Here is a 23,684-nt window from a genome sequence, read left to right as displayed (position 1 = left end):
AACAAAAACTAGTTTAGCGACTGCTAAATAATATAAGTACTTATACGGATCGATTTCACATATTTGCTGATAAAACAGGCTGATCGGCAAGGAACACTACGACTTGCAACGAAATTAGATTTAACTCAAAACCTGTGTGCCGCTGATCGCTACTATGGGATCAGACTTATAACTAGAAACACTCCTATAACCATCTTGCCTCGTCAGGAGGATACCCGTGCAAACGATTACCACAGATATAGCTATTGTGGGAGCCGGAGGAGCAGGCTTACGGGCGGCCATCGCCGCTGCTGAAGCCAATCCGGAACTGGAGGTTGCGCTAATCTCCAAGGTCTACCCAATGCGAAGTCATACCGTTGCTGCCGAAGGTGGCGCTGCCGGTGTGATCCAAGATCATGACCAACTCGACTATCACTTCAATGACACCGTGTCCGGTGGCGACTGGCTGTGTGAGCAGGATGTGGTGGATTACTTTGTCGAAAACTGCACCGAAGAGATGATCCAGCTGGAACACTGGGGTTGCCCCTGGTCTCGTAAGCCAGATGGCAGCATTAACGTACGTGCATTTGGTGGCATGAAGATTGAGCGCACATGGTTTGCCGCTGACAAAACCGGCTTCCATATGCTGCATACGCTATTCCAAACCTCAACCAAGTATCCCCAGATCAAGCGCTACGATGAGCATTTCTGTCTTGATCTGGTGGTCGAAGATGGCCGCTGTCAGGGTGTGCTAGTCCAAGACATGGCAGAGGGTGAAACAAGCTTTATTCAAGCCAAGTCAGTGATTATCGCCACCGGCGGTGCAGGTCGTGTTTATCGCTACAATACCAACGGTGGCATTGTCACCGGTGATGGCATGGCGCTGGCGTTCCGCCACGGCGTACCATTACGGGATATGGAGTTTGTTCAGTATCACCCAACGGGCCTTCCCGGCACTGGCGTACTGATGACAGAAGGCTGCCGCGGTGAAGGCGGCATTATGATGAACAAAGATGGCTACCGTTATCTACAAGATTACGGCTTAGGGCCAGAAGTGCCGCTCGGCACAACCAAAAATAAGCATATGGAGTTAGGGCCGCGAGATAAGCTCAGCCAATGCTTCTATCAGGAACAGAAAAAAGGCCGCACCATCAAGGACGAGACCTGGGGCGATGTGGTTCATCTAGATCTTCGCCACCTCGGTGAAGCCAAAATCGACGAACGCCTGCCCTTTATCCGTGAGCTATCCAAAGCTTATGTAGGTGTTGACCCGGTACACGCACCTATTCCAGTGCGACCTACGGTGCACTACACCATGGGCGGTATTGAAACCAACGGCCAATGTGCCACCTCCCTGCCCGGCCTCTATGCGGTCGGCGAGTGTGCCAGTGTCGGGCTCCATGGTGCCAACCGTTTAGGCTCAAACTCGCTGGCCGAGATCGTTGTGTTTGGCAAAGTTGCTGGTGAGCAGGCCGCACAGTTTGCTTTGAACAATAGCAATAGCGACAGTGCCAAACTGCAGGAGCAAGCCCAAGCGGGTCTCGATTCAGCGATGGCACTGCTTAACAGCGACGGCGATGAGTCGATGCCAGCGATCCGTAATGAGCTGGGACTGACCATGGAGGAGGGTGTTGGCATCTACCGCACCGAGGAAAGCATGCAGAAGTCCTGCGATGCGGTAGCGGCGCTGAAAGTACGCTTCAAAAACATCAAGATCGAAGATAAAAGCACGGTATTTAATACCGAGTGGCTGTACGCGATTGAACTTGGCTTCCTGCTCGACGTAGCGGAAACCATGTGTCACTCGGCGCTGCAGCGCAAAGAGAGCCGAGGCTCACATCAACGCATCGACGGCTATGAAGCCCGTGATGATGAGAACTTCCTCAAGCACACATTGGCCCATTTCAATGCGGAAGGCGCCCCAGAACTCAGCTATAGCGACGTTAAGATCACCAAGAGTCAGCCCGCTAAGCGTGTCTATGGTGCCGAGCTGGAGCAACAGGAGGCTGCGAAATGAGTTCAGCCCAAGAAAATATCACAGTAGAGGTACTGCGCTACCGGCCAGAGCAAGACGATAAGCCCTGGCTGCAAAGCTTTGACATCCCTTACAGCTATGAGATGTCGATCCTTGATGCGCTGCATTACATCAAAGATAACTGTGACAGCTCACTCTCCTATCGCTGGTCGTGCCGTATGGCGATCTGTGGTAGCTGTGGCTACATGGTTAACAAAGTGCCCAAGCTAGGCTGTAAGACCTTCTTACGGGATTACATTAAATCGAATGGCGGCTCAGGCAAGATCCGCGTCGAAGCACTGGCAAATTTCCCGATAGAGCGGGACTTAGTCGCCAAAATCGATGACTTTGTCGAAAAGTTGGAAACCATCAAGCCCTACATCATTCGGGAAACCGAGGAAAAACTGGCCGATGGGGCTTATCAGCAAACACCAGAAGAGATGGCTCGTTATAAGCAGTTTTCGATGTGCATCAACTGTGGGCTTTGCTATGCCGCCTGCCCTCAATATGGCTTGAATAATGAATTCATGGGCCCAGCAGCGCTAGCCTTGTTACAGCGTTATAACCGCGATTCCCGAGATCAGGGCAAAGGTGAACGCCTGCCAATTCTGAACTCAGAAGAGGGTGTTTGGGGCTGTACCTTTGTCGGCTACTGCTCGCAGGTTTGCCCAAAAGGCGTCGATCCTGCGGCAGCGATTAACCAAGGTAAGGTCGAAAGTAGTACCGACTATGTGTTGAATCTCGCTGGCATGAGCAAGGCTAAACAGTACAAAAGCGCCAAGCAGGAAAAACAAGCCGACTGCGGTAAAGGCGACTGTGGCTGCGGAGGTAAGTCATGAGTAAGCGTAAACCTTATACTCGCCCCATGGGGCCAACTTGGTGGGCGAGCCATCCCTATTATCGCTTCTATATGCTGCGGGAAGGCACCAGCGTATTTGTCACCCTGTATACGCTCGCGCTGGTTTGTGCACTGTTTGCTCTGGTGAAAGGGGAAGCCGCCTGGGATGCCTATGTCTCTGCCATGAGTTCACCAGCAGCCATTGTTTTCCATCTGGTTTGCCTCGCTATGGCGATGCTCCATGCGGTGACTTGGTTCTCCCTGACCCCGAAAACTATGGATATCTGGATCAAAGGGAAACCCTTGCCTGAGAACCTGATTGTTGGCGGTCACTATGCTGGATTTGTAGTGGCGTCCATTGTCGTCATCGTTGCGATTGGAGGTTGGTTATGAGTTTTCAACGTTCTCACGAACCCATCGTCTGGTCGCTATTTGGCGGCGGCGGTGTGGTTGCCGCGTTCCTGCTACCCGCACTGATACTGGTTACCGGGATCATGGCACCTGCCGGATTATTAGATGGCGACGCGCTGTCCTATGCTCGCGTGCTGGCCTTCAGCCAGCACTGGTTGGGTAAACTTTGCTGGCTCACCGTGATCAGCTTGCCGATTTGGCATGCTATGCACCGTGTCTATCATGGCTTGCATGACCTGAAAGTGGGTGCGCGCGGTCTGTTCTTTGTACTTTGTTATGGCTTCGCTTTAGTGGTGACCATCGCCACAGGGACGCTGTTACTGGCACTGTAAGCAAGCGTACTAACCGCCAAAAACAAACAAAGCGCCTACGGGCGCTTTGTCTTTATCTGCAACGATTGTTCTATACCAGATAAGCACCAAACAGCTCTCCGTGGAAGCGCACGCAGATGGCATAAAGCAGTGCACCCAAGGCAACGACCAGCGCGTCACGCCAGTTCGCTTGCGGTGGCAAAGTGCATAACTTCTCTTGTTTCAGTGCCGATACCACAGCAAAGATAGCAAACAGGCCAAAGCTGCCAAACAGCAGCATCGAAGCCAAATCACCATTGACGATCAGGTGCCCCCAACTCCAAAAGGCGATACCGAGTAGAAAAGGATGGTGCAAACGGCGTCTTAGATTACAAGGGATCAGCATTGCCATCAGCAGAATGAAAAATAGCAGGGAAAACGCATAGGTTAAATGACGCAAAATACCGGGCCAAACAGGCGACCAGAGATAGATATAACTGGCGATCGCCTTGCCATAAATAATCAGCGCCAGCCCACTCACGGAGAGCAAAGAAAACCCAATCTTATAGCCTGAATCGCCAAGGCGACGCACCAACATACCACGAATAGCAGGGCGATAAGGCACCAGATGCACGGCAAAAAACAGCAATAATCCAAAAGCCAGAATAGTCATAGTTACTCCATTAGACCCATGACAGGAACGGAAGTTAATTGTCGTCTTTTAAGCATGGCATATCGAGATGATTAGTCCCAAGCATTCCCTGCTGACAGCATATAAATCAACGAAAAAACTGTCTCATATCAGCTCCATTGGATCAGTGTTCAGTTTCAGGCACACTCTAGGTTTAACTTATCCTCCACCGAAGCGAAGTCACACCATTGAAATCAACGCCGCCTAATGCAACAACTCAGGTACTGATCATCGGCTACGTCTGGCCGGAGCCAAACTCCTCTGCGGCAGGCAGCCATATGGTTTCATTCATCAAGCTGTTTCTCGCCCAAGGCTGGCAGGTCTGTTTTGCCAGCCCTGCGCAGCTAACCGAGCACATGGTGGATTTGCAGACGATGGGCGTTAAGGTACGGGCGATCCCACTCAATGATTCTGCGTTTGACAGCTTTGCTGCTGAGCTTAACCCCGACATCGTACTGTTCGACCGCTTTATGATGGAGGAGCAGTTCGGCTGGCGGATCAGCCAACACTGCCCGAATGCGATCAAGCTATTGGATACCGAAGATCTGCACAGCCTGCGTCATGCTCGCCATATTGCTCACAAAGCAGAGCGGTCAATGACAGATGAAGATCTGGCCAGCGATTATGCCCTGCGAGAAGTCGCCAGTATCTACCGTTGTGACCTTAGCTTTATTATCTCGGATTTCGAGCTAGCGCTTCTGCAGCAACACTTCAACGTGCCAGCGCAACAGCTTTGTTACTGCCCCTTTATGCTCGATCTGGCAAACCTAGATAATCAAGTACCAAGCTTTGATCAACGAACGGATTTCATCAGTATCGGTAACTTCCGTCATGCGCCGAATTGGGACGCAGTACTCTGGCTTCGTGAGACTATTTGGCCTCTGATCCGTAAGCAGCTACCACAGGCACAATTGCACATCTATGGCGCTTATCCGCCACCAAAAGCCACCGCATTGCATAACCCCAAGCTAGGTTTCTTAGTTAAAGGCTGGGCACCGAGTGCTGAGCAAGCGGTAAAACAGAGTCGGATATTATTAGCGCCTCTAAGATTCGGCGCGGGCATTAAAGGTAAGCTCACCGACGCCATGCTGTGGGGCACCCCCAGTGTGACCACAGAGATCGGTGCCGAAGGGATGGCAGAAGCAGATCAATGGCCTGGCGTTGTCGTCCATTCAGCAGAAGCATTTGCTGACGCAGCCGTAGCGCTATACAACGATCAGCAACGCTGGCAGCTGTGCCAACAACAAGCTGTTTCGGTATTAAAACAGCGCTTTGATGGTGAACAGATAGGCCAGCGAGTTATTGCGGCAGTGACAGAGTTGCAAGCAAATTTATCCCAGCACCGCCTGCGTAACTTCACCGGTGCCATGCTGCAACACCATCACCATAAAAGCACTCAATATATGGCACAGTGGATTGAAGCGAAGAACAAGTTGCTGGCCTTGACCGATGAAAATGGCTCAGACTGAAATACAGGTATTTGCCGCACCGAGTTAGCTAAGTGATACCAACTCGGTGCGCCGAACGCTTGCGGTTTAACTTGCCTTATCGCTTCGCCAAAGGGTGTCCCACATATGCTTGCTATCTGGCCGCTGACACTGGCATTGAAGCTTGCTTTTGACAAAGTGGCAGCTTTTATTCGGCCCGGTATCTTTACCGGTGATTTTAGTCGTGTAGTTAACCACGGCACTCAGCTTGTCTGCGCCACGATTCACACAGTGATCGCCGTGACATTGGCAATAGGCTTTGCCTGCATTGTAATGACAATCATCGTCATTCCGACAGCCCATCGCCGGACGCTGACAACCATATAATGCCGTTGCTTTATCAAGCAACGCGAACTTACGCAGCATCACCTTATCTTTTTTATCCATCACTTTGGCACAACCGCAGCCATGTAACTGTGAGCAATTAAAAGAGAGAAAGCCTTCAAAATAAGCCTGCATCGACTTCGCTATTTTCTGCTCTTTCGTTCCGGGTTCGAAACGGCTTTCTAACAGCTGCCAAATTGGCATCAATTCATATTTCACACCGTCTTGCAGAGTTTCTCCGGTTTTTGCGAATTCGGCCAACAACTCTGGTGTGGCTGCTTTGCCAGCTCCAAGCAGCTGTCTAAGCTCCTCACTGCCGCCAAACGCTTTTGAGTTGACCTGATAATCAGATAGGCTAATCGCTTGCTTCTGCTGACGGGTCACTCCTTCACAACCCTTCACTGACGCTTGCCCCTCTTGGGTAGGCCCTTCCGCTGACAAGCAGGCGGCCACCGCTAGCTCACGCTCCTTTATTGCACTACTGCTTTTTAATGTGACAAAACTACGATAACGGGCTCCAGCAAACAATTTCGAGACAAAGTGAGATCCATACTTTTTTAGGAAACGATCATAACTCTCCCAAGAAGACTCCATTTCTGGCTTATTGACCGGATAGGGTAAAGCCTTATAGTCCGCCAGAAAGTCGGCTGCCAAACTGCCTTTGCCATGCCTACCTGTAATGCAATCATCAGCCAAGTCGAAACGTTGTTTGTACGCATTGAATTCAAATACCGCACCAAGCAATGAGGTATTCTTTTCATTGCTGGATTTGGTAACCACTTTCACTGTGGTGCCTAGCGTCACCGGCCCTTCCAGACTGGCGTCAAGTGATGTGTCACTGCTTAGATATTCGTAAAAAGCGGTCGACTTAGTCCACGTATGAACAACACTGTCTGACGACTTGGCCAGCTCATCGAACACCACACAACCGTCACTTTCCAACGACGCAAACAATTGCTTGGCGGTACCTTCACCTAAAGGCTCTGTCAGTAGTGTTGCTGGCACATAAACAGCCGCGCCAACGACGGTACGACTGGCACCCAAAGACGTTGCAATATTAGGGGAAGTATCACTACTGGCGACGGATCCTGCCGGCGTTTTCGGCGCATCCTGGCAACCATTCAAAAAACATATGGAGATGGCCGCGCAAACAACATAAAAAAATGGAATAACACCTCTTGATCTGTTGAAAGTATTCATTATGAAAATCCTTTTTTATAGAAATTTTCATCCGTACATAATGGATTGATTGAATTCTAAGGATAGGGTGGTAGACATTAACAGAGGGGAACGGGTTACACTGAATGAGACTAACTTATAACCAAAATCAGGCGTACAAAGCGATACTCAATGATCCACCTTACCCCGCAGCTGCTTGGTTTTACCGTGGAGCGTCTTCTTATCCATACGGCGGCGTTGGGATCCACGAGTGGGTTTCGTAGGACGTCGGGTCTTCTGCTGTACCGTCGCAGATAAGATCAACGCTTTAAGTCGCTGCAGCGCATCATCACGATTCATCTCCTGCGTTCGATACTGTTGCGCCTTAATTACGATCACCCCCTCTTTGGTGATCCTATGGTCTTTTAGGTTGAGCAGGCGCTCCTTGTAAAAAGCTGGCAGGGTGGAACGCTTAATATCAAAACGCAGATGAATGGCACTGGAGACTTTATTGACGTTCTGGCCACCCGCGCCTTGGGCACGGATCGCGGTAAGCTCAATTTCCCACTCGGCGAGGGTGACACTACTGGAAATTTCTAGCATTAATCTGTGCTCTTATTCATGTTCAGCCGGTAATACACCACGTCCATATCCCCCAATGGATCTTTATGCAGAGCTTTCTTCTCGAACCTCATGCCGAGCTTGGTCATGATATTGATGGAAGCATGATTATCTTCTACCGCTAAGGCACTGAACTTAGTCACAGCTGTCGTCTGCGAGATTGTCATCATGATCTGTCTCGCCGCTTCAGTGGCATACCCCTTACCCCAGGCAGCGCGCTTAAAGCGCCAACCCAACTCTAAGTCGCTGTCATCACGGTCGGCAGAAAAGAACGCCATCGGCCGCACCAGTACCCAACCAATAAATTCATCGCTTGCCGATTCAACAACCTTCCACAACCCCCAGCCTTTTGTTGGATTACGATACTGGGCCAGGCGCGGCAAAAACACCTGCAATACATCGTCATAAGAGGTTGTCTTCCCGCCCGAGATGAAGTGCATCACTTCTGGATCTTGGTCCAGCTCAAACATCAGTGGCGCATCGGATGCATCCATCAAAGAAAATGTCAGGCGTTCACTTGGGAGCACGTCCATAAATTGATATCTCGGGGTCGTTAAACCCATACAAAGTGCAATACATCGCTATTGTTGCGTTTTATCGATTGGGAGTCGAGCTAAGACCTGATTTTGCAACTTGCGGGCTTAGGAAATATAGGGCTCCAGCCTAGGTCGTTAAGCCCGCGCTCTACTTGAAGCCGCCAAGACTTATGCGACAGGCTAGTAAACTCACCCGGCTCAAGTCGAAAAGCTCCCTGTTGTAAGAAACCTTTTCACTTGCTCAACCACCATTGGCCGCCACATCAACATAGGATGCGAAACAGGGACAACGATGAAATCTTGCATGCCTGTCACTTTCGTTCGTTCAATAGAAACCTTACCGTCGTCACTACCGGGCAACCAGCGCGATAGCAATGGATTGATACTGCGATCGCCCGCAATAACTCCCACCTCATAATTGACAGCACCTAACGAGTGTGTGATGCCTGCCCCCTGAGTAGTTAACTGCCTTGCAGCCGGCCCTAACAACGCCAGGACGCGCGGAACATCAGCTAGATGGTCGATCACTTCACTGCCCTGATTGGGTGGCCCTAACATCACCACACGTCCCAAATTTTCAATCTTGTGCTCTGACAGGTAATGCCGTAACAGAATTCCTCCCATCGAATGAGTGACAAAGTGGATCTGACGATATTGATCCCCTTGGCATTGGCTGATCGCGGCGCTGACAGTTGGTTCAGATAGCTGCTCAATCGGTTGACTCAAGGATGGATAGCTCTGATTAATCACTCGATAATCTGCGCTTAATTGCTGTTGTAGCCACCACATCGACCATGATGATTTACCCAGGCCATGCAGTAGCACCACGCAATCGGCCGGTTTGTTTAATAACGTAGGTACTGTCACGCCCCCTCCCTCTCGCCAAAATTTGGTCACTTGAATGGCTCGTTCTTGGGCAGCGAAAAGGGCAGTGGCCCCGCCTCCTAACAGGGCCACCAATATCGTGCTCACTAAAAATCTACAGCATGAAACCATTGTCGATTAGCTCCCCTGAGCCATACGGCGACGCATACCAACAAACTGGCGTCCAACGACAACAAGCAGTAACAACGTCAACCCACTCCAGCCCATGCTGCCACCGCCACCGCTAAAGCCTGAGCGGGGCTTGTTGTATTGCGGGTTTTGCTTATCCACCTGGCGATCAACCACCGGCTGCGATTTTCTTATTTCACGGGCTTTTTGCTCGGTCGCAATGCGCTGAGCATTTTTTTGCTCAATCCCGTGTTCGGCAAAGCGATCCGCCTCTAATACCAGCATCGAGGTGTATTCAGTCACTAAGCCGTACTGTTTCGCCAGATCTACCACAGCATCTTTCCGGTCGGCGTCTTCACCGAAATCACGTTGTTCTGCCATCAGCTCATCAATTTGCGCAAACGCCCACAAACGTTCGATTTCAGGGAGTTCGGTTGACTGCTCAGGCAGCTTGAATTGGGTACGGTAAGAGATTGGTTGACCACCACGTTTGGCTTTCACCGTCACTTTCACGTCACCGCCTTTCCAGTAGTGACCAAACAGTTGCAACTGCTGACCGCGATACAAACTGCCAATGGTGGCTGGCTGTAAGTCGCCAACCTTTACGCCGTCCACTTCCACTTCGATATCATGCAATGCTTGGTGATTTACCTTACTGGCGGCCAGGGTCAATTGCCCCATGATGTCGTCAGCGTTAGAGACCTCCAGCGCAAAGCCGTTACTGCGTTTAGCTAGCGCATCAAGCAGTGGGCGATTCGCTTCATTGCCCAGAATCATGGTAAACAAACGCAGATCTTTATCTTTGATAACTTCAAGGAACTTTTTCTGCTGGGTTTCACCAACATTGGCAACACCATCAGTGACTAACCAGATCCCGGTAGTGCGGTCGGCATCCAAAGATTTGATACCCATTTTCAGACCGGCCATGAGGTTAGTGCCGCCACCGGGACTGCGCGCCGCTAAACGGTTCGCCAAGTCATCTAAGTTAGCTGGTGTCGCGTTGACGTAGCCGCCACTGAAATCTTCCGAGCTGTTATTAAACAGCACAATACGAACCCGATCTTCAGGGCCAAATTTTTCAAAACCACGGCGTACGCCTTCAATCAGTGTTTGGTATTTGCCGCTCATTGAGCCAGACATGTCGAGGATCAATACCCAGTCACGCCCGCTGTTCAGTGGCTGCAAGTCATCTGATGGGGTCAGTGTCAGCATAAAGGTACCCTGGCTTTTCGCATCTGGCTTGTAGCTGACCAGCTCGACAGCACCTGGCAACCCTTGCTGTAAACGCCAGTACAGTAAAATATCTTCATCTAGAGAGAAATGACTGGCACTGCCGTCTTCCGCTATTTCTGCACGACTGTCATAGTGGGCACGCCAGTGTTGCGGGCCAAGTTGTTCAAGCTGGAACTGCGCATGCTTAGGGAAGCGCAACGCCTCAACCGGGAAGCCACTTTTCAACTCCAACTCAAAAGAAAACTGCCCTTTGACTACCGGATCAGTACTCCAAAACGCCTTCTGTGCTTCATCGACACCGCCGCTCTCGAGTGGGTAGAGAAATCGACCAACACCGTGGTCAACCTCTATTGGCTGCAGATAAACCAATCGTATTTTTACGCTATTTTGCGCCTTAACCGGAAATACTCGGATCTCGAAACGCTGATAGCTTTCCTGCTCAGTTAAGGCAACGTGGTTACCCTGCTGCTTTTCCTGCTCATAGATATCTCGGGCCTTTTGCTTTTCAACCACTTCACCGTGTACTGGCGCGCCATCGATCCAGTAAGTGAACTCTCCAACGGATGCGCGACTGGGCACAGGAAAGCTATATATCGCTTCCAAATCCTGGGCATGGGGATTGGCAAAAACCTGCTCCACTGTGGTGGTAGCAAAGCCATCAGCAATGGTGACTTTCACTTTGTGGTCCTGCAGCGTCAATTCGCTCTGACCACTGTTTATCGGTGTCATCAACCCTGCGGCTTGTGTCGCACCGGCAATACCTGTCAGCAGTAACACCGCCGCGCTGATTATTCGTTTTAGTTGCTTCAAAGATTGTTTCATCATCGGATCCTCGATCTAATTGAACAGCGTTCAAAATAAGTCCGTTAAAAAACGCGGTTACAACACCATCTAATGATTGATATTGAACAGCGTTCAATTAAGATAGAGCGAATCCGATAGCAAAGTCAATTATTTTTAACACTGTTCAATTATGGCCAGACGAAACGATCACAGTCCCGAGCAACTCCGCGCACTGACACTCACCACAGTGACAGCCTTCCTTGAACAACAACCCGCTGCCGACTTAAGTTTGCGTCAGGCCGCGAAACTGGTGGGCTATTCTGCCGGCACGCTGATCAACCTGTTTGGCAGTTATTCATATCTACTGTTGGCATTGAACGGCCATACCATGGATGAGATGAGCGGTGACTTGTCCGCCGCAATGGACCAAGCCTCGACGGCAAAAGATAAACTGCGGGCGATGGCAGAACAGTATCTGGCGTTTGCGCAGCAGCACCCTCATCGGTGGCGTTTAGTGTTTGAGCATCGATTAGCCGAAGGAGAAACCCTGCCCGATTGGCAGCAACAACGTATTGACCGCCTGCTTGCCTTGGTTGAAGAGTGCATGCTGCCGCTTTATCCAGACGCCTCAACCACAGAGATACAGCTAAAAATACGCACGGTGTGGGCCAGTGTTCACGGCATCGTGCATCTCACCTTGGAGGATAAACTGTTTGCGACACCAGCCATCAGCGGTAAAGCACTGATCGATGATCTGCTGACGCGGTATTTGCCAGCATAGCCGCGCCCTAGGTAGCAGGATGCAATCGATTCGTTATGCAAAAATAGGAGTCGGGTTTATTTACACGGGAACCAAAAAAACCACACAAATAAAAGGGCTTTATTCATAAAAAAAACATATAAATTCAAACAGATGAGTTAATAGTTAATTTAGTGGAATAGTTCCTGCTTCGTAGCGACAACAACAATAAAAAAACCTATAGTCCGAAGCTAAGGAAGTACTATGTTCTCAATTAAAACACTGCAAAGCTGGTTAAAAACAACGGCTATTATCTCTGCAACATCACTGTCGTTCGGCGCAAATGCCGGACTGATGGGTGACAGCGTCGAAGGTGCTTTAAGCACAGGAAACCAAACAATCACAACCCAATTCTCCTCTCCCGCCATTGTCGATGCCGGCGTCGAGTTTGAAGGAGTCATGACCGACGTATTCAATCAAGTCTGGAGTATCAGTGTCGACATCGCCGACACCTCTTTCTCGGTATCAATCACAGAAAGTACCCGCAACGGTGACGGGAATGTTTCCTCTGGCAATGATTTGCTGATGATCTCACTATGGGATTTAGTCGCTGTTGATGAGGTTATCCTAACCGATTACACATGCTCTTCCACTGGAAGTTCATGCGATTGGGGCGGCAACAATAGCCATCTAGCAACGCTCGACTACACGCCAACGTCCCTTAGCTTGGGTTTCAACGCGTTATATGACGGTGAAACATATACCTTCTCCACCCTCTCGCAGGCTGATGTACCCGCCCCGTTGACAATAGGCTTGATGTTGATTGGCTTGGCCGGTGTAAGGGCTGCACGCGGTCGCAAATAACGCTTGTAACGAAACAATCAGAAAACCGCTCTTTCCATGGGCGGTTTTTTTATGCCGCCATAGCACAGCTGTTAACGCCCTCTCGCTTTTCGAAAAACAGCGTTACCTGGCCCACAGTGAGACCAAATTTAATCAGTTCGCTACGATTAAACAGGCGCCTCTCATCCATCAGATACATCCAATCATCTACCTTTATCTGATACTCGGTAACACTGCCATCGTCATCTTTGATCGGCACCAGCAGTTCATACTGCCAATGAAAAACCGAGCCCTCCGCTCGTCCAGATGCCTCCCCCACCACATCAGCGGCATTGCCTGTGTAGTGGTGGGATCCCTGATCATCAGTATGGCGTACCAGATGCCAGATCCGTTTGCTCTGCTCACCATCATCAAAGAAAAAATCCTCATCAATGATTCCGCGCAGTACGCCATCCTCGCGCTGCCAAACACCATTTATTTCGACACAGAAGCGTCGGGTCAATTTGTTGCTGTAATCTTGCACCATGCCATAAGCAATAAGATCACCATCAAAATAGCTTTCTAACTGAAATGCTGGCGTACTGCCGCGATACTCTTCAACATCGGTGGAGCAGGCTGACAGCAACAACACAGCCAACAACAAAATTGGCAATCTATTAGCCATTACTCGGCTCCTAACAAGGCTAAACGAAGTTGTGGTCTGCTGGTATTCGGGGAGAGCCAGATATCAACAAAGTGCTGACCAAAGTCAGGATCCTCGACCCTGCCTATGGGTGTGTTGTTGAGCAAAAATAAGCTATGGCCAGCATCATCAATAACGATCGCAAGCCGGTCATTCTCTGTAATATCTGGCCACATCATTTCCAAGGTTTGCAGCCAAAGCACTTGGTTGGGGTGATTCACTCCGAGGTGCTTCCACTCCTCTTTCGTCCTGCTGATCAGATCTTCGGCATCTATGTCCATCAAGTACTCTATCTCAAGCTTGATAGGCCGCTGACCGTCTACGTATCGTCCACTGGGGCTGTATAGACGTGAGTAATATACATCCCAAAACATCACCTTCAATTTTGCTTCGCCAACCACATTCATCATCTGTGCGTTGGCTTGAAGAGCAAACATCAATGCGACGGCTGCCATCGCAAGCGCTAAGATCCTGGTCACACGCATTAAGCCTTTCATGGTGAACCTCCAGTGCGCATTGTTGATTTAATCGGGCGGGATAAAAACTCATGTAATAGAAGTAATAACGGCAACAGTATTGCCCATAAAAAACCTAGCAATACCAGCGTGGTGGATAGTGGAAAGCCAAATTCAACAGCGCCCAGTTTCTCCCCCCCCCAATAGCTGAGTGGGCCAAAAAACGCCCCCGTCATCATCGCCAACCAACGGCGAGCAATCAGCGGTCTTAAACTGCGCCCCAGCGTTGAAACAAAACCCAACCACAGACAAATTAACCAGACAGGGATAACGACATCATGATCGAATTTAAATACCCCAGCGACACTCAGCCCACTGTCGACAGCAATGCCAAACAGTCCCAATACGGCCCATATCCTGAGTTCCACCAGTTTTTCACTGATCAACAGAAGGTGTAACGCAAGTAGTGCAACGGAAGCGGGAAACCAAGCGGATTGACCAACAACACACGTAAGCCAAAATAGATCGAACCACAGCACATTAACCAGCAGTCTGTCGCCCAATCCAGATACTCTGAAGCCGCTTGCTTGAGTCAATGACGCTAACGTACCCATGATTATCCGTCTTAAAGTTTGCCTTACTCACTCATACGAACCGTGGTAACAAAAAGATCCCTTTGCTTTGCGTTGGCTCAGATCTATGCCTGCAATGCTGCAGGCGAAGATGATGCTGAATAGGTATACTTGCCGCAGCAAATTTGAAAGAAGGTTAATCCGATGTCTTTGAGCAAGACCCTGAGCCAACGTAGCGGCGACAAATGTGAACTGTGTGGTGCAGAAAATGATCTGGCGGCACAGGAGGTCAGTGGTAGCGATCAGATCGGTGATGCCAGCACAGTAGCCGCTTGTATCAAATGCCGCGATGAAATCAACGGTGACACGTTAGATATGAATCACTGGCGCTGCCTTAATGACTGCATGTGGAGCCAAGTACCGGCAGTACAAGTGGTGGCCTACCGCATGTTACATCGCCTCGCTGGTGAAGGTTGGGCGCAAGACCTGCTAGAGATGATGTATCTAGAAGAAGATACAAAAAAGTGGGCTGATGCCGGCCTAATAGAGGTAGAAAAAACACTCGACGTGAATGGCACCGAACTGAAAAAAGGTGACAACGTGACAGTGATTAAAGACCTTCCGGTGAAAGGCTCTTCACAGGTGATTAAGCAAGGCACCATGGTGCGCGGTATCAGCTTGGCAGATGATCCAACGCTGATCTCTGGCAAGGCCAATGGTCAATCTATGTACCTGATTGCCGCTTACTGCCGGAAGAAATAACCCAACAGCATCGTTATTGATAAAAAAGCACCGTTCAGGTGCTTTTTTAAGCATTAAAATAGGTCTCTTAGCCAACTAAGCAGCTTTTTCACCATAAGACATACCATATTTGGTATACCAGCTAGTCTCTGCTGTGGCTGTCTCAAGCCCCCCTCTCCCCCTAATATCTTGCGATATCAACTTCAAGGGGGATACGACCTATGAACACAGCCAAAACACAACGCATTTGGTTTCGCATCGTCGCCTTCGTCACCGCGGCATTTTCAATATTTAGCGCGGTCTTAATGACTGAGCCAGGGCAAAGTTTAGATCTGCCACGAGAATGGATTGTCACCTACTATCAATACCGTTGGTGGTTCATCGGCTTGAATCTGGCCATGATGGGATACCTATGGCACCTACATTGTCGCTACAAAATGTGGACCAAGTTCTGGATGACGATGGCCACCAGTGGCGTATTAGTCTGTATCATCGCGGCTAATTTCCTACTCGCCGCTTTCTTCCCTTCCTATCAGCATACGGCTAACTACGTAAGCGTTATTGAGGCTGATGTGATAATAAATGACGAAGACATTGTCTACGCAGTAGAGATCAACGGTGACGTACGCGGCTTCCCGCGCAAGCATCTTGAAATACCTCACATTGCCGGTGACAACATCGGCGGTAAAGAGGTCACCATGACGTTCTGTGCGCTAAGCAATCTACCCGTGGTTATTGAGCAAGATCTCGGTCAAGGTGAGTCCGACATAGGTATTTTAATCCAAACCAATAACAACCTAGTTATGGTGGACCGTCAGAGTGGCGACCTCATTCAGCAAGTCACCATGACTTCAGAGTTTGGCAAAACAAGTCCCGTAGAGCATCCCAACACCATGATGACCTGGGCCGATTTTAAAGAACTCTACCCGCATGGTACGGTATTTATTTATGGCTTTGACCGCGCGCTAGACGACTTCTTGCTCACACTCTTTGAACAACCCATGAAAAATCAATTCAGTGAAGAGCATGGCCCGATTTTCCCCACGCTGGATATGAAAGATGAACGTGTTGGCTTTAAAGAGCAGGTGTGGGGCTACCGTGGCGACAACAAAGAGATCGCTTTCACCCTGGATTTCGTCAAGAGTCAGCCTACCTATGAATTCGAGTTTGAGGGACAACCCATGGTACTGGTGTACGACGAGCAGCGCAGTATCACCAATTTATTCAGCCGAACAATCGACAACCAAACAGTCTCTGTCGACAGTCTTGGCACCATCGATATTCACGGCAACACGGCACTTGGTCGACTAGAACAAATCCCTATGCTCAACGGTATATTTTGGATGGTCTGGTCGCACTGGTTCCCCAACACAGAAGTGATGAACTAACGGCTGAGACACCCAACATGCTCTAGCTTGGCGCCGAAAGGCGCCTTTTTTAGTTCTCGGCACAAATAGACTAAGTTGGTAAAGCTCACACATCCTGAAATAGCGAACTGATCACTTGTGTTAACCATTGATACTTCTTAGTCCGGTGCTGACTGTTGTGATAGAGCAAAACCACCGGCATATCGATGCCTTTATCTTGATGACTGAGCTCAACAAAACGAAAACGTGTCTGCATCTGCGTGGTGTAACTGCTTCGGGGCGCAATACACAAGGCGTCAGATGAAGCCGTATAATCGAGTATGGTACTTAGTTGCTGGCTTCTGAATTTGGGCTTCAGATGCTGACCAGGTTTAAGGAGCTTTTCTATCTGCATGCCTTGCTCATTGAACTCAGACAGAATTAACCCCGCAATGGGATAGCGCAGCAGATCATCTGCGGTAAACACCTGTCCTTGTATAGGGTGGTTCAATTGACAGAAGGCCCCTACCGGGGTGCTTGTTATCTTAGTCTGACGTATCTCTTTCGACACTTCTAACGGATAAAAACTGATGGCCGCATCGATGGTTTGGCGAACCAATTGGATCTGTGTGGATGGACTGTAGTTATGTAGCTCTAGTTCTATATTGGGGGCTTCAGACAACACTGCTTGGCAAATAGCAAAACCATGACTTTCGGAGAGATAGTTATTGATCGCCAGACGCAGTTTTCCGGTCAGTTGGGATGGCTCAAACTCCTGGCCTGCCAAGCAGCTTTCAAGCTTAGCCAATACGTCAGGCAGTTGTTCAGCCAACTCTACCGCTCTGTCAGTTAGCCCCAGTCCTCGCGCCTGCTTCACGAACAGAGGGTCATCAAAATGTGTCCGTATTTTCGCCAATGAACGGCTCACTGCGGGCTGGCTAACGCCTAATCTTTCTGCCGCTTTACTGGTGTTCTTCTCTTGCAGCAACACCATTAGGCATTTTAATAAATTCAGGTCGAACTTAGACAGATCCATAGCTCATTCACGATGTAAATGCTCGAACACTAAGCCTAACAGAGAGTTATCAACGGATGAAAACAGTTTACAGTTTTACCCCTCCGACCTAGCCCCCCCTGCAACAGACCGTTCCTTCATAGCGCGCATCTTCAACTATACTTAGCCGGATGGCCGACCTCATATTGGAGCACTCTTATGGATGTTTCAAAAGCCAAGTTGGGCAATTTCTGCGCAACAAAAAAAGGCGATGGCCGGATACGCAGCATCGATAAGGAGCATCATCTGTTGTTGATGGCTGACTATGTAGATGATCATGAGTTTGTCGTACGCTTCGACGAAGTCATTAATGACCCGCAGGTACATAACAGCGATGACATCTACTACTGACGCGGATCGATGGATGCCGACAACGGTAGCCCCCTGCCACTGTAGGCAAACATTCTATCGATGAAAGCTAAACGAAAAGCTCGAACTATAGTTCGAGCTTTTCGTTCTTTAGTACTTGGCACGCTTTGCTGACCGATTTAGGATTAGCCCAGTCCGAACAGGAGTGACCATGAATAAGACACCTATACAAAACCACCTACCTAAAGCCAGCCGACTGATATATGGCTGTATGGGACTGGGCGGTAGCTGGGATAACGCCCCCTATAGTCAACAAGATATCGATCTGGCCCATCAAGCCGTCAATACCGCACTGGAGTGCGGGATAAACTATTTTGATCACGCTGATATCTACACCATGGGTAAAGCTGAACAGGTATTTGGCGAAGTGCTTAAAGCCCGTCCAGAGCTGCGTGAACAGATCATCTTGCAATCCAAATGTGGGATCCGCTTTGAAGATGCTCATGGTCCGAAACGTTATGACCTATCCCCTGAGTGGATTGAAGAGAGTGTTAATAACATCCTTAGTCGCTTAGGTACTGAATATCTGGATACATTGCTGTTGCATCGCCCGGATCCACTGATGCAACCCGAACTGATTGCGGAGGCATTTGACCGCTTGCAAAGCGCGGGTAAAGTACGCCACTTTGGTGTCTCCAATATGAACCAACACCAGATCTCGCTGCTACAGTCTCAGATTAAGCAGCCATTGGTGATCAACCAATTACCCCTCAGTTTGAGCCAAGCGGATTTTGTTGAAGATGCTGTGCTAGTAGGCACTGGCGATAGCGCTAATGTGGGTTATACCGCTGGCCTGACGGATTACTGCAAGCAGAACGACATTCAATTGCAATCATGGGGTTGTTTAGCACAAGGGTTATTCAGTGGCCGCAACCTTGATGGCCAACCACCCCATGTACACGCCACCGCCGGATTGGTCAGAGAGATGGCTCACGGCTATCAAACCAGCGCAGAAGCTATTGTTCTGGCTTGGTTGATGCAGCATCCCGCGACTATCCAACCGGTATTGGGTACCACCCACGAAGGCCGTCTTCGCGCCTGTGCGATGGCCACCCAGGTGCAACTCAGTCGCGAAGACTGGTACAAGCTTTTCGTTACCGCCCGTGGCCAAGAGCTACCTTAAGCAACACAGGAATGAACATGGATATCAGTTTTTCTCACGCTCAAACATTACTCAATAAATCGCTCGAATTGGCCACAGCCAAAGGCGTGGTTATTGCAGCGGCCATCGTCGATGCCCATGGTGAACTGGTCAGTTTCGCCCGTATGGACGGGGTGGCGTTTCATGCCGCTGTTCTGGCACAAAACAAAGCCTATACCTCAGCGAGGGATCGTCAACCTAGCGCGAATTTGGCGCAATGGGCGCAAGAAACAGGCAAAGATATGGGCTATTGGAGTGACGCTCGTTTCACCGGTATCGGTGGTGGTGTTCCCATCTATGTGGACGGACAGGTGGTGGGTGCCATCGGCATCAGCGGTATGAGTGAACAGGATGATGCCGCTTTAGGTCAAGCTGCTATCGACGCCCTTTAAATAGTTTGTTCAGGCTTTTCCCTATTCACGCACAGAGGCGGCCAAGTGTCGCCTCTTTTTGCGCCCACTTTTCCTGCTCAGCTTCAGCGCTAACCACGCCCACTCACTAGCACCACAACTTCCTCGTATTTGATCCCTCAAGCACACGGGCAACCCATTGGTGATTTACACCACAAAACCACTCACCATCGGCCGGAACGATGATCCAAAATGTGGCATGTTTCCTATTATTTAACAAAAAGTTGTTTAGCCTTACATCAAGGATTTAGATGCTCCTAGCCGCGATGCCGCTGCATCTGTATTAACGCTACGCTGAACAAGGCACGATGCCGGGGCAAAGCCACTAAACCATTCTCTGGCTTGGCCGATAACTAAAGCAGCCGCGAAAAGCCATTTAGCCAATTGGAAACCTATGTCTATGTCAGAACCCACGCTTCCATTCCGCCGCCAAGCCGATCAACTGATGCAGATCATTCTAGTGGCACTATTTGCCCTGGCACTGATCCTGGCGATCTCAGGTGGTAGCTGGCTCGCTGCGATCTTGATCGGTGCACCGGCGATGCTCATCCCTATCCTATTGATGAAGTCTGCTCAAGATTCTGCCCTGGCGCGGATCGCTGTGGGGGTCGCCCTCATGGTATTTGCGGCATTGCATATCCATCAAGTAGAAGGGCTGATAGAGATGCATTTCTCTATTTTTGTGTTGTTAGCTCTACTGATCATGTACCGCGACTGGAAATGTATTCTGGCTGCGGCCGTGGTTATTGCACTGCATCACATCAGCTTTCTAATGCTGCAAAACAGTGGTGCCGGAGTTTGGGCATTTGAAGAGGGGCATAATACCTTCGGTTACATGTTGATCCACGCCGCCTTTGTCGTCGTCGAAGCAGCCCTACTCATCATCATTGCCAAACGCTCTTTCGCTGAAGGGGTAATGGGCACCGAATTAGCTGAAATAACCAAGCAAATCACCCGAGATCCTAATTCACTGGATCTAATGGCGCGCTGCCAGAATGAAGATATCCCTCTGCTGAAACAGTTCAATGACATGCTGGCAAGGATGTCTCAACTGCTATTACAGATAGACCACTCAAACACCACACTGCAAGGTGCCTCCAGCGGCATGAATCGCGCCAGTGAAGATCTTAACCGCATAGTCAATACCAAGCGCGGCCGCGTGGAGCAGATCGCCGCGGCAACCGAGCAGATGTCTCATTCCGTCGTACAAGAAGCAGAGATGGCGCAGCAAGTGATGGGCGCCATGGACAATGCCAACGGCCAGATCAACGATGGCCAAAGCACGATTAATGAAACTCGAGTTATGGTTACTGATCTGGAACAGTTGCTGCAAAACACGAGCAGCACGGTGACCGAATTAGCCGCTTCCTGCGAAAGCATCAGTGCCGCACTCAACGTTATTCAAGCTATCGCCGAGCAAACCAATTTACTCGCCCTCAATGCAGCGATTGAAGCAGCTCGCGCTGGTGAGCAGGGGCGCGGTTTCGCCGTCGTTGCCGATGAAGTGCGTTCACTCGCCTCACGGACACAGGAGTCGACAGAAGAGATTAAAGGGATCATCGATTCCCTACAACAAGGCAGCAGCGCCTCTGTCGACGCGATGACAGCTTGTTTAAGCAAAGCGGGTGGGAGTGTTGAAGCGGCCAACCAGTCTGAATCGGCATTTGAACAAACCCGTATCCAATTGACAGAAGCACTGGAACTGACCCGCTTGATGACCTCGGCGATTGATGAACAGCAAGGTGCCAGCGCAGAGATCGCCGCCGCGGCCTCAGAAGTGAGGGACGTAACAGAAGAGGAAGCAACCATCAGCGAAGGGGCTGCTAACCGCGCTAAGGAGTTAGAGAAACTATCTAACAGTTTGAAAGATGCGCTGGTCAGCTTCCATCTCGAACAGCGCAATTAACCCAATATGGGGCTAGTCCAAATAGCCCCTTATTCAAAATATTGGCCCGTTGAAACAGATCGTCACTAGAAAATATCTAGCAAGCTTTACCCTATTCGTGGTCTGGATAGGGTTTACCGCTTGGGCATTTTGGTACACCCAATTTGCCCCGCTGATTCTTTTTGATCAGCATGACCGCGTGCGTCCGCTCACTGAATCACCGGCAACATTCACTGCAACCCTAAGACAGCATCTCCCCATAGCAAGTGAACAGAACGGCGCCGTGATGGTCCATTTCACCCAACAGGGTTGCGACTGCCGGCCCCGCGCCAGTCGCCATATAAAACAGCTACAAAAACAAGCCACCGAGCTCAAAGTAAGGAATATCACGCTGTCATTAGAGCAGCACCCTGTGCTAGCACGTTGGATACCGGCGACACCAGCAACCCTGTTGCTCGATAGTACGGGACAATTACGCTACTTTGGCCCTTACTCTGCTGGCCTACTGTGCAGCAGCCGCAATAGCCTGGTGGAAAGTATCCTCAAACAGATCGCCACGCCCCATCCGGCGGTGATGCCGATGGAAGTGTTAGGTTGTTATTGTCCGACTGATACACTTAGTCAGCACAACGTTTAGACATAACTCCAACCGGCCCCGGCCAATTATTATCGATTTAACAACAAGAAAAAGCCCCCTCATCCCAACCTTCTCCCGCAAGGGGAGAAGGAGCAAAGACAGAATAGCCGAGCAAATTTTCAATTCGCCGGCAGCACGATATTTCTCTTGTCCCCTCTCCTAGGGGAGGGGGCTAGGGTGAGGGGTATTTTGGTGTTTTGGTGTTTTGGTGTTTTGGTGTTTTGGAGTTTAGCGTCACCTAATAAGCCCCCTCATCACAGCCTTTCCCGCAAGGGGAGAAGCAGCAAAGACAGAATAGCGGAGCAAATTTTCAATTAGCCAGCAGCGCGGCATTTCTCTTGTCCCCTCTCCTAGGGGAGAGATACCATCTTGCTCGTCATGCCTCAAGCAGTGATTTTCACGCTGTTTGAGGCTGATACTCGCTCTGGTGCTTAAGCACGCCGAAGCAAATATGAGTCAGCTTGCGCATTGCCGCAGCGAGCGCCTGCATTTTTGTTTTACCGTTCTTTACCAGTCGGTCGTAGTGTTGCCGGATATCCGGGTTGACACTTTTAGCGACCACCGCAGCCATGTAGAGCTTGGCCCTCACATTTGCCGGACCCTGCTTGGTTAGCATGGTTCGTCCCTTCATCGTCCCCGACTCTCTCAGGCGAGGTATAAGGCCAAGGAATGCAGCAAGCTCTTTAGCGCTGCTGAAACACCGGCTGCCGATAACAGACAGCATCATGCGTGATACCACCGGCCCCACACCCGGAATGCTTTCCAGCAATGCTCGGTTCTTTTTGAGGTCCGGGTGATTATCAATGTGGTCATCGATTTCACTCAACAGACGCTTGCGCTCAGCTTCAAGCGCTTCCAGCATCGTTGTCAGTGATTCAATGACAATCTCCGATGCCTGTGTCAGCTCTGCGGCCTCCAGACGATTATTCTCACGCTGAAGGTCCTCATCCAGGGCTTCAAGGCGTGCTATCAACGCCTTAAGCTGGCGTATTTTCCTCGGCTCAGGCACCCACAAAGCCAGTTTTGCCTGCTCGCCGAACTTCGCCAGTATCACACTGTCTTTTTTATCGGTCTTATGAACATACCCCATCGACTCAGCAAACTTCTTAGGCCGTGCTGGGTTTACAACGCTGACCCGAAAGCCCCTGTCGTACAACTGCAGAGCAACAGCTTCGTGATAAACGCCTGTGGCTTCCAATACCACATGGATCTCATCCGGCTGACTGCCAGTGTTCTTTACCAGCCAATCACCCAGGTGTCTGAATTCGTCAGGCTGATTCTTAAATATTTTGCACTTAACTTTGTTCTTTTGTGAATCCCGCAGCCAGCAACAATCGAGCTTGGCTTTACTTACATCGATCCCAACAGATTGCATAATTAACTCTTACTACCCTTGTCCATGCAGCATCACCGCTAAGCGGGCGCTTGGATACCATCCAGTGTTAGAGAAAA

At 49.9% G+C, this 23,684-nt stretch carries 25 protein-coding genes; 14 read left to right on the top strand and 11 right to left on the bottom strand.

Translation table 11 applies throughout. The features are described 5' to 3' along the window. Positions 1–217 precede the first annotated feature (217 nt). The 4 genes from frdA to frdD are packed head-to-tail and all read left to right on the top strand — an operon-like array spanning position 218 to position 3,574. Positions 218–1,996: a fumarate reductase (quinol) flavoprotein subunit gene (gene frdA / locus DU002_RS03045; protein ID WP_114336897.1), complete on the top strand. Its 1,779-nt coding sequence runs from the start codon at positions 218–220 to the stop codon at positions 1,994–1,996. Continuing rightward, on the top strand, positions 1,993–2,832 hold the full coding sequence (locus tag DU002_RS03040; RefSeq protein ID WP_114336896.1) for a succinate dehydrogenase/fumarate reductase iron-sulfur subunit: 840 nt from the start codon (positions 1,993–1,995) through the stop codon (positions 2,830–2,832). Before frdA ends, DU002_RS03040 begins: the two co-directional genes overlap by 4 nt. After that, positions 2,829–3,224: a fumarate reductase subunit C gene (locus tag DU002_RS03035; RefSeq protein WP_114336895.1), complete on the top strand. Its 396-nt coding sequence runs from the start codon at positions 2,829–2,831 to the stop codon at positions 3,222–3,224. The genes DU002_RS03040 and DU002_RS03035 overlap by 4 nt, the downstream gene beginning before the upstream one ends. Then, positions 3,221–3,574 (top strand): fumarate reductase subunit FrdD, encoded by a 354-nt coding sequence (gene frdD / locus DU002_RS03030; RefSeq protein ID WP_114336894.1) that lies wholly within the window; start codon positions 3,221–3,223, stop codon positions 3,572–3,574. The genes DU002_RS03035 and frdD overlap by 4 nt, the downstream gene beginning before the upstream one ends. Before the next feature lie 70 nt (positions 3,575–3,644). On the opposite strand, the gene DU002_RS03025 is transcribed toward frdD, so the two are convergent. Continuing rightward, entirely contained in the window at positions 3,645–4,205 is a 561-nt protein-coding gene (locus tag DU002_RS03025) for an NnrU family protein (RefSeq protein WP_114336893.1), read from the bottom strand. A 206-nt stretch (positions 4,206–4,411) separates the two neighbouring features. On the opposite strand from DU002_RS03025, the gene DU002_RS03020 reads away from it, so the two are divergent. Further along, the gene (locus DU002_RS03020) at positions 4,412–5,692 is read left to right on the top strand and encodes a glycosyltransferase (protein ID WP_233496399.1); all 1,281 of its coding nucleotides are present in this window, start codon (positions 4,412–4,414) and stop codon (positions 5,690–5,692) included. Between the two features lie 66 nt (positions 5,693–5,758). Here the strand turns inward: DU002_RS03020 and DU002_RS03015 are convergent, their stop codons facing one another. The 5 genes from DU002_RS03015 to DU002_RS02995 all read right to left on the bottom strand — a co-directional run bounded on the left by DU002_RS03015 (position 5,759) and on the right by DU002_RS02995 (position 11,400). After that, on the bottom strand, positions 5,759–7,234 hold the full coding sequence (locus DU002_RS03015) for an MAC/perforin domain-containing protein (protein ID WP_114336891.1): 1,476 nt from the start codon (positions 7,232–7,234) through the stop codon (positions 5,759–5,761). A gap of 147 nt (positions 7,235–7,381) precedes the next feature. Further along, positions 7,382–7,795, bottom strand: a complete 414-nt coding sequence (gene arfB / locus DU002_RS03010; protein WP_114336890.1) for an alternative ribosome rescue aminoacyl-tRNA hydrolase ArfB — start codon at positions 7,793–7,795, stop codon at positions 7,382–7,384. Continuing rightward, positions 7,795–8,346, bottom strand: a complete 552-nt coding sequence (locus DU002_RS03005) for a GNAT family N-acetyltransferase (protein WP_114336889.1) — start codon at positions 8,344–8,346, stop codon at positions 7,795–7,797. The genes arfB and DU002_RS03005 overlap by 1 nt, the downstream gene beginning before the upstream one ends. 201 nt (positions 8,347–8,547) lie before the next feature. Beyond that, positions 8,548–9,216 carry an esterase/lipase family protein gene (locus DU002_RS03000; RefSeq protein WP_233496397.1) on the bottom strand — a complete coding sequence of 223 codons (669 nt, stop codon included), beginning with the start codon at positions 9,214–9,216 and terminating at the stop codon, positions 8,548–8,550. 135 nt (positions 9,217–9,351) lie between these two features. Continuing rightward, on the bottom strand, positions 9,352–11,400 hold the full coding sequence (locus DU002_RS02995; protein ID WP_199405153.1) for a VIT and vWA domain-containing protein: 2,049 nt from the start codon (positions 11,398–11,400) through the stop codon (positions 9,352–9,354). A gap of 148 nt (positions 11,401–11,548) precedes the next feature. On the opposite strand from DU002_RS02995, the gene DU002_RS02990 reads away from it, so the two are divergent. Beyond that, the gene (locus DU002_RS02990; protein ID WP_114336886.1) at positions 11,549–12,139 is read left to right on the top strand and encodes a TetR/AcrR family transcriptional regulator; all 591 of its coding nucleotides are present in this window, start codon (positions 11,549–11,551) and stop codon (positions 12,137–12,139) included. A gap of 222 nt (positions 12,140–12,361) precedes the next feature. Beyond that, positions 12,362–12,961: a hypothetical protein gene (locus tag DU002_RS02985; protein WP_114336885.1), complete on the top strand. Its 600-nt coding sequence runs from the start codon at positions 12,362–12,364 to the stop codon at positions 12,959–12,961. 49 nt (positions 12,962–13,010) lie between these two features. On the opposite strand, the gene DU002_RS02980 is transcribed toward DU002_RS02985, so the two are convergent. From DU002_RS02980 to DU002_RS02970, 3 genes are read right to left on the bottom strand one after another with little or no spacing between them, the layout of a single operon-like run. Beyond that, positions 13,011–13,604, bottom strand: coding sequence for a DUF3833 domain-containing protein (locus DU002_RS02980; protein ID WP_114336884.1), 594 nt, complete (start codon positions 13,602–13,604; stop codon positions 13,011–13,013). Beyond that, positions 13,604–14,119 carry a chalcone isomerase family protein gene (locus DU002_RS02975; RefSeq protein ID WP_114336883.1) on the bottom strand — a complete coding sequence of 172 codons (516 nt, stop codon included), beginning with the start codon at positions 14,117–14,119 and terminating at the stop codon, positions 13,604–13,606. Before DU002_RS02975 ends, DU002_RS02980 begins: the two co-directional genes overlap by 1 nt. Next, complete coding sequence (locus tag DU002_RS02970; protein ID WP_114336882.1) at positions 14,116–14,691, bottom strand: DUF2878 domain-containing protein; 576 nt, start codon at positions 14,689–14,691, stop codon at positions 14,116–14,118. The genes DU002_RS02975 and DU002_RS02970 overlap by 4 nt, the downstream gene beginning before the upstream one ends. Positions 14,692–14,853: 162 nt before the next feature. Between DU002_RS02970 and DU002_RS02965 the strand changes: the two genes are divergently transcribed. Together DU002_RS02965 and DU002_RS02960 are read left to right on the top strand one after the other, a co-directional pair. Continuing rightward, positions 14,854–15,411 carry a PhnA domain-containing protein gene (locus DU002_RS02965; RefSeq protein ID WP_114336881.1) on the top strand — a complete coding sequence of 186 codons (558 nt, stop codon included), beginning with the start codon at positions 14,854–14,856 and terminating at the stop codon, positions 15,409–15,411. 200 nt (positions 15,412–15,611) lie between these two features. Next, positions 15,612–16,778, top strand: coding sequence for a DUF3179 domain-containing (seleno)protein (locus tag DU002_RS02960; protein WP_114336880.1), 1,167 nt, complete (start codon positions 15,612–15,614; stop codon positions 16,776–16,778). An 85-nt stretch (positions 16,779–16,863) separates the two neighbouring features. Here DU002_RS02960 and DU002_RS02955 read toward each other — a convergent pair whose 3' ends face one another. Continuing rightward, on the bottom strand, positions 16,864–17,772 hold the full coding sequence (locus tag DU002_RS02955) for a LysR family transcriptional regulator (protein ID WP_114336879.1): 909 nt from the start codon (positions 17,770–17,772) through the stop codon (positions 16,864–16,866). A 177-nt stretch (positions 17,773–17,949) separates the two neighbouring features. On the opposite strand from DU002_RS02955, the gene DU002_RS02950 reads away from it, so the two are divergent. The 5 genes from DU002_RS02950 to DU002_RS02930 all read left to right on the top strand — a co-directional run bounded on the left by DU002_RS02950 (position 17,950) and on the right by DU002_RS02930 (position 22,232). Beyond that, positions 17,950–18,141, top strand: a complete 192-nt coding sequence (locus DU002_RS02950; protein WP_114336878.1) for a hypothetical protein — start codon at positions 17,950–17,952, stop codon at positions 18,139–18,141. Between the two features lie 163 nt (positions 18,142–18,304). Next, on the top strand, positions 18,305–19,282 hold the full coding sequence (locus DU002_RS02945; RefSeq protein ID WP_407642896.1) for an aldo/keto reductase: 978 nt from the start codon (positions 18,305–18,307) through the stop codon (positions 19,280–19,282). A gap of 17 nt (positions 19,283–19,299) precedes the next feature. Continuing rightward, positions 19,300–19,692 (top strand): GlcG/HbpS family heme-binding protein, encoded by a 393-nt coding sequence (locus DU002_RS02940; RefSeq protein ID WP_114336876.1) that lies wholly within the window; start codon positions 19,300–19,302, stop codon positions 19,690–19,692. Between the two features lie 412 nt (positions 19,693–20,104). Further along, positions 20,105–21,616, top strand: a complete 1,512-nt coding sequence (locus DU002_RS02935; RefSeq protein WP_114336875.1) for a methyl-accepting chemotaxis protein — start codon at positions 20,105–20,107, stop codon at positions 21,614–21,616. Between the two features lie 49 nt (positions 21,617–21,665). Then, positions 21,666–22,232: a DUF6436 domain-containing protein gene (locus tag DU002_RS02930; RefSeq protein ID WP_147271761.1), complete on the top strand. Its 567-nt coding sequence runs from the start codon at positions 21,666–21,668 to the stop codon at positions 22,230–22,232. 397 nt (positions 22,233–22,629) lie between these two features. On the opposite strand, the gene DU002_RS02925 is transcribed toward DU002_RS02930, so the two are convergent. Further along, positions 22,630–23,607 carry an IS110 family RNA-guided transposase gene (locus DU002_RS02925; protein ID WP_233496395.1) on the bottom strand — a complete coding sequence of 326 codons (978 nt, stop codon included), beginning with the start codon at positions 23,605–23,607 and terminating at the stop codon, positions 22,630–22,632. Between the last annotated feature and the right edge of the window lie 77 nt (positions 23,608–23,684).

It is taken from the genome of Corallincola holothuriorum, assembly GCF_003336225.1.
In the GTDB taxonomy this organism is placed as follows: domain Bacteria; phylum Pseudomonadota; class Gammaproteobacteria; order Enterobacterales; family Neiellaceae; genus Corallincola; species Corallincola holothuriorum.
Note: the sequence above shows the minus strand (reverse complement) of the source record. Positions and strands in the feature narration are given on the sequence as shown.

Bases quoted from the DNA above. Each gene is read 5' to 3' on its own strand.
- DU002_RS03035 (WP_114336895.1), top strand. From the start codon at position 2,829: ATGAGTAAGCGTAAACCTTATACTCGCCCCATGGGGCCAACTTGGTGG.
- DU002_RS02925 (WP_233496395.1), bottom strand. From the start codon at position 23,607: ATGCAATCTGTTGGGATCGATGTAAGTAAAGCCAAGCTCGATTGTTGC.
- DU002_RS03005 (WP_114336889.1), bottom strand. From the start codon at position 8,346: ATGGACGTGCTCCCAAGTGAACGCCTGACATTTTCTTTGATGGATGCA.
- frdD (WP_114336894.1), top strand. From the start codon at position 3,221: ATGAGTTTTCAACGTTCTCACGAACCCATCGTCTGGTCGCTATTTGGC.
- DU002_RS02985 (WP_114336885.1), top strand. From the start codon at position 12,362: ATGTTCTCAATTAAAACACTGCAAAGCTGGTTAAAAACAACGGCTATT.
- DU002_RS02990 (WP_114336886.1), top strand. From the start codon at position 11,549: ATGGCCAGACGAAACGATCACAGTCCCGAGCAACTCCGCGCACTGACA.
- DU002_RS02995 (WP_199405153.1), bottom strand. From the start codon at position 11,400: ATGATGAAACAATCTTTGAAGCAACTAAAACGAATAATCAGCGCGGCG.
- DU002_RS02935 (WP_114336875.1), top strand. From the start codon at position 20,105: ATGTCTATGTCAGAACCCACGCTTCCATTCCGCCGCCAAGCCGATCAA.
- DU002_RS03015 (WP_114336891.1), bottom strand. From the start codon at position 7,234: ATGAATACTTTCAACAGATCAAGAGGTGTTATTCCATTTTTTTATGTT.
- DU002_RS03040 (WP_114336896.1), top strand. From the start codon at position 1,993: ATGAGTTCAGCCCAAGAAAATATCACAGTAGAGGTACTGCGCTACCGG.
- DU002_RS02965 (WP_114336881.1), top strand. From the start codon at position 14,854: ATGTCTTTGAGCAAGACCCTGAGCCAACGTAGCGGCGACAAATGTGAA.
- DU002_RS03025 (WP_114336893.1), bottom strand. From the start codon at position 4,205: ATGACTATTCTGGCTTTTGGATTATTGCTGTTTTTTGCCGTGCATCTG.
- DU002_RS02940 (WP_114336876.1), top strand. From the start codon at position 19,300: ATGGATATCAGTTTTTCTCACGCTCAAACATTACTCAATAAATCGCTC.
- DU002_RS02970 (WP_114336882.1), bottom strand. From the start codon at position 14,691: ATGGGTACGTTAGCGTCATTGACTCAAGCAAGCGGCTTCAGAGTATCT.
- DU002_RS02980 (WP_114336884.1), bottom strand. From the start codon at position 13,604: ATGGCTAATAGATTGCCAATTTTGTTGTTGGCTGTGTTGTTGCTGTCA.
- DU002_RS02955 (WP_114336879.1), bottom strand. From the start codon at position 17,772: ATGGATCTGTCTAAGTTCGACCTGAATTTATTAAAATGCCTAATGGTG.
- DU002_RS02975 (WP_114336883.1), bottom strand. From the start codon at position 14,119: ATGAAAGGCTTAATGCGTGTGACCAGGATCTTAGCGCTTGCGATGGCA.
- DU002_RS02950 (WP_114336878.1), top strand. From the start codon at position 17,950: ATGGATGTTTCAAAAGCCAAGTTGGGCAATTTCTGCGCAACAAAAAAA.
- arfB (WP_114336890.1), bottom strand. From the start codon at position 7,795: ATGCTAGAAATTTCCAGTAGTGTCACCCTCGCCGAGTGGGAAATTGAG.
- DU002_RS02960 (WP_114336880.1), top strand. From the start codon at position 15,612: ATGAACACAGCCAAAACACAACGCATTTGGTTTCGCATCGTCGCCTTC.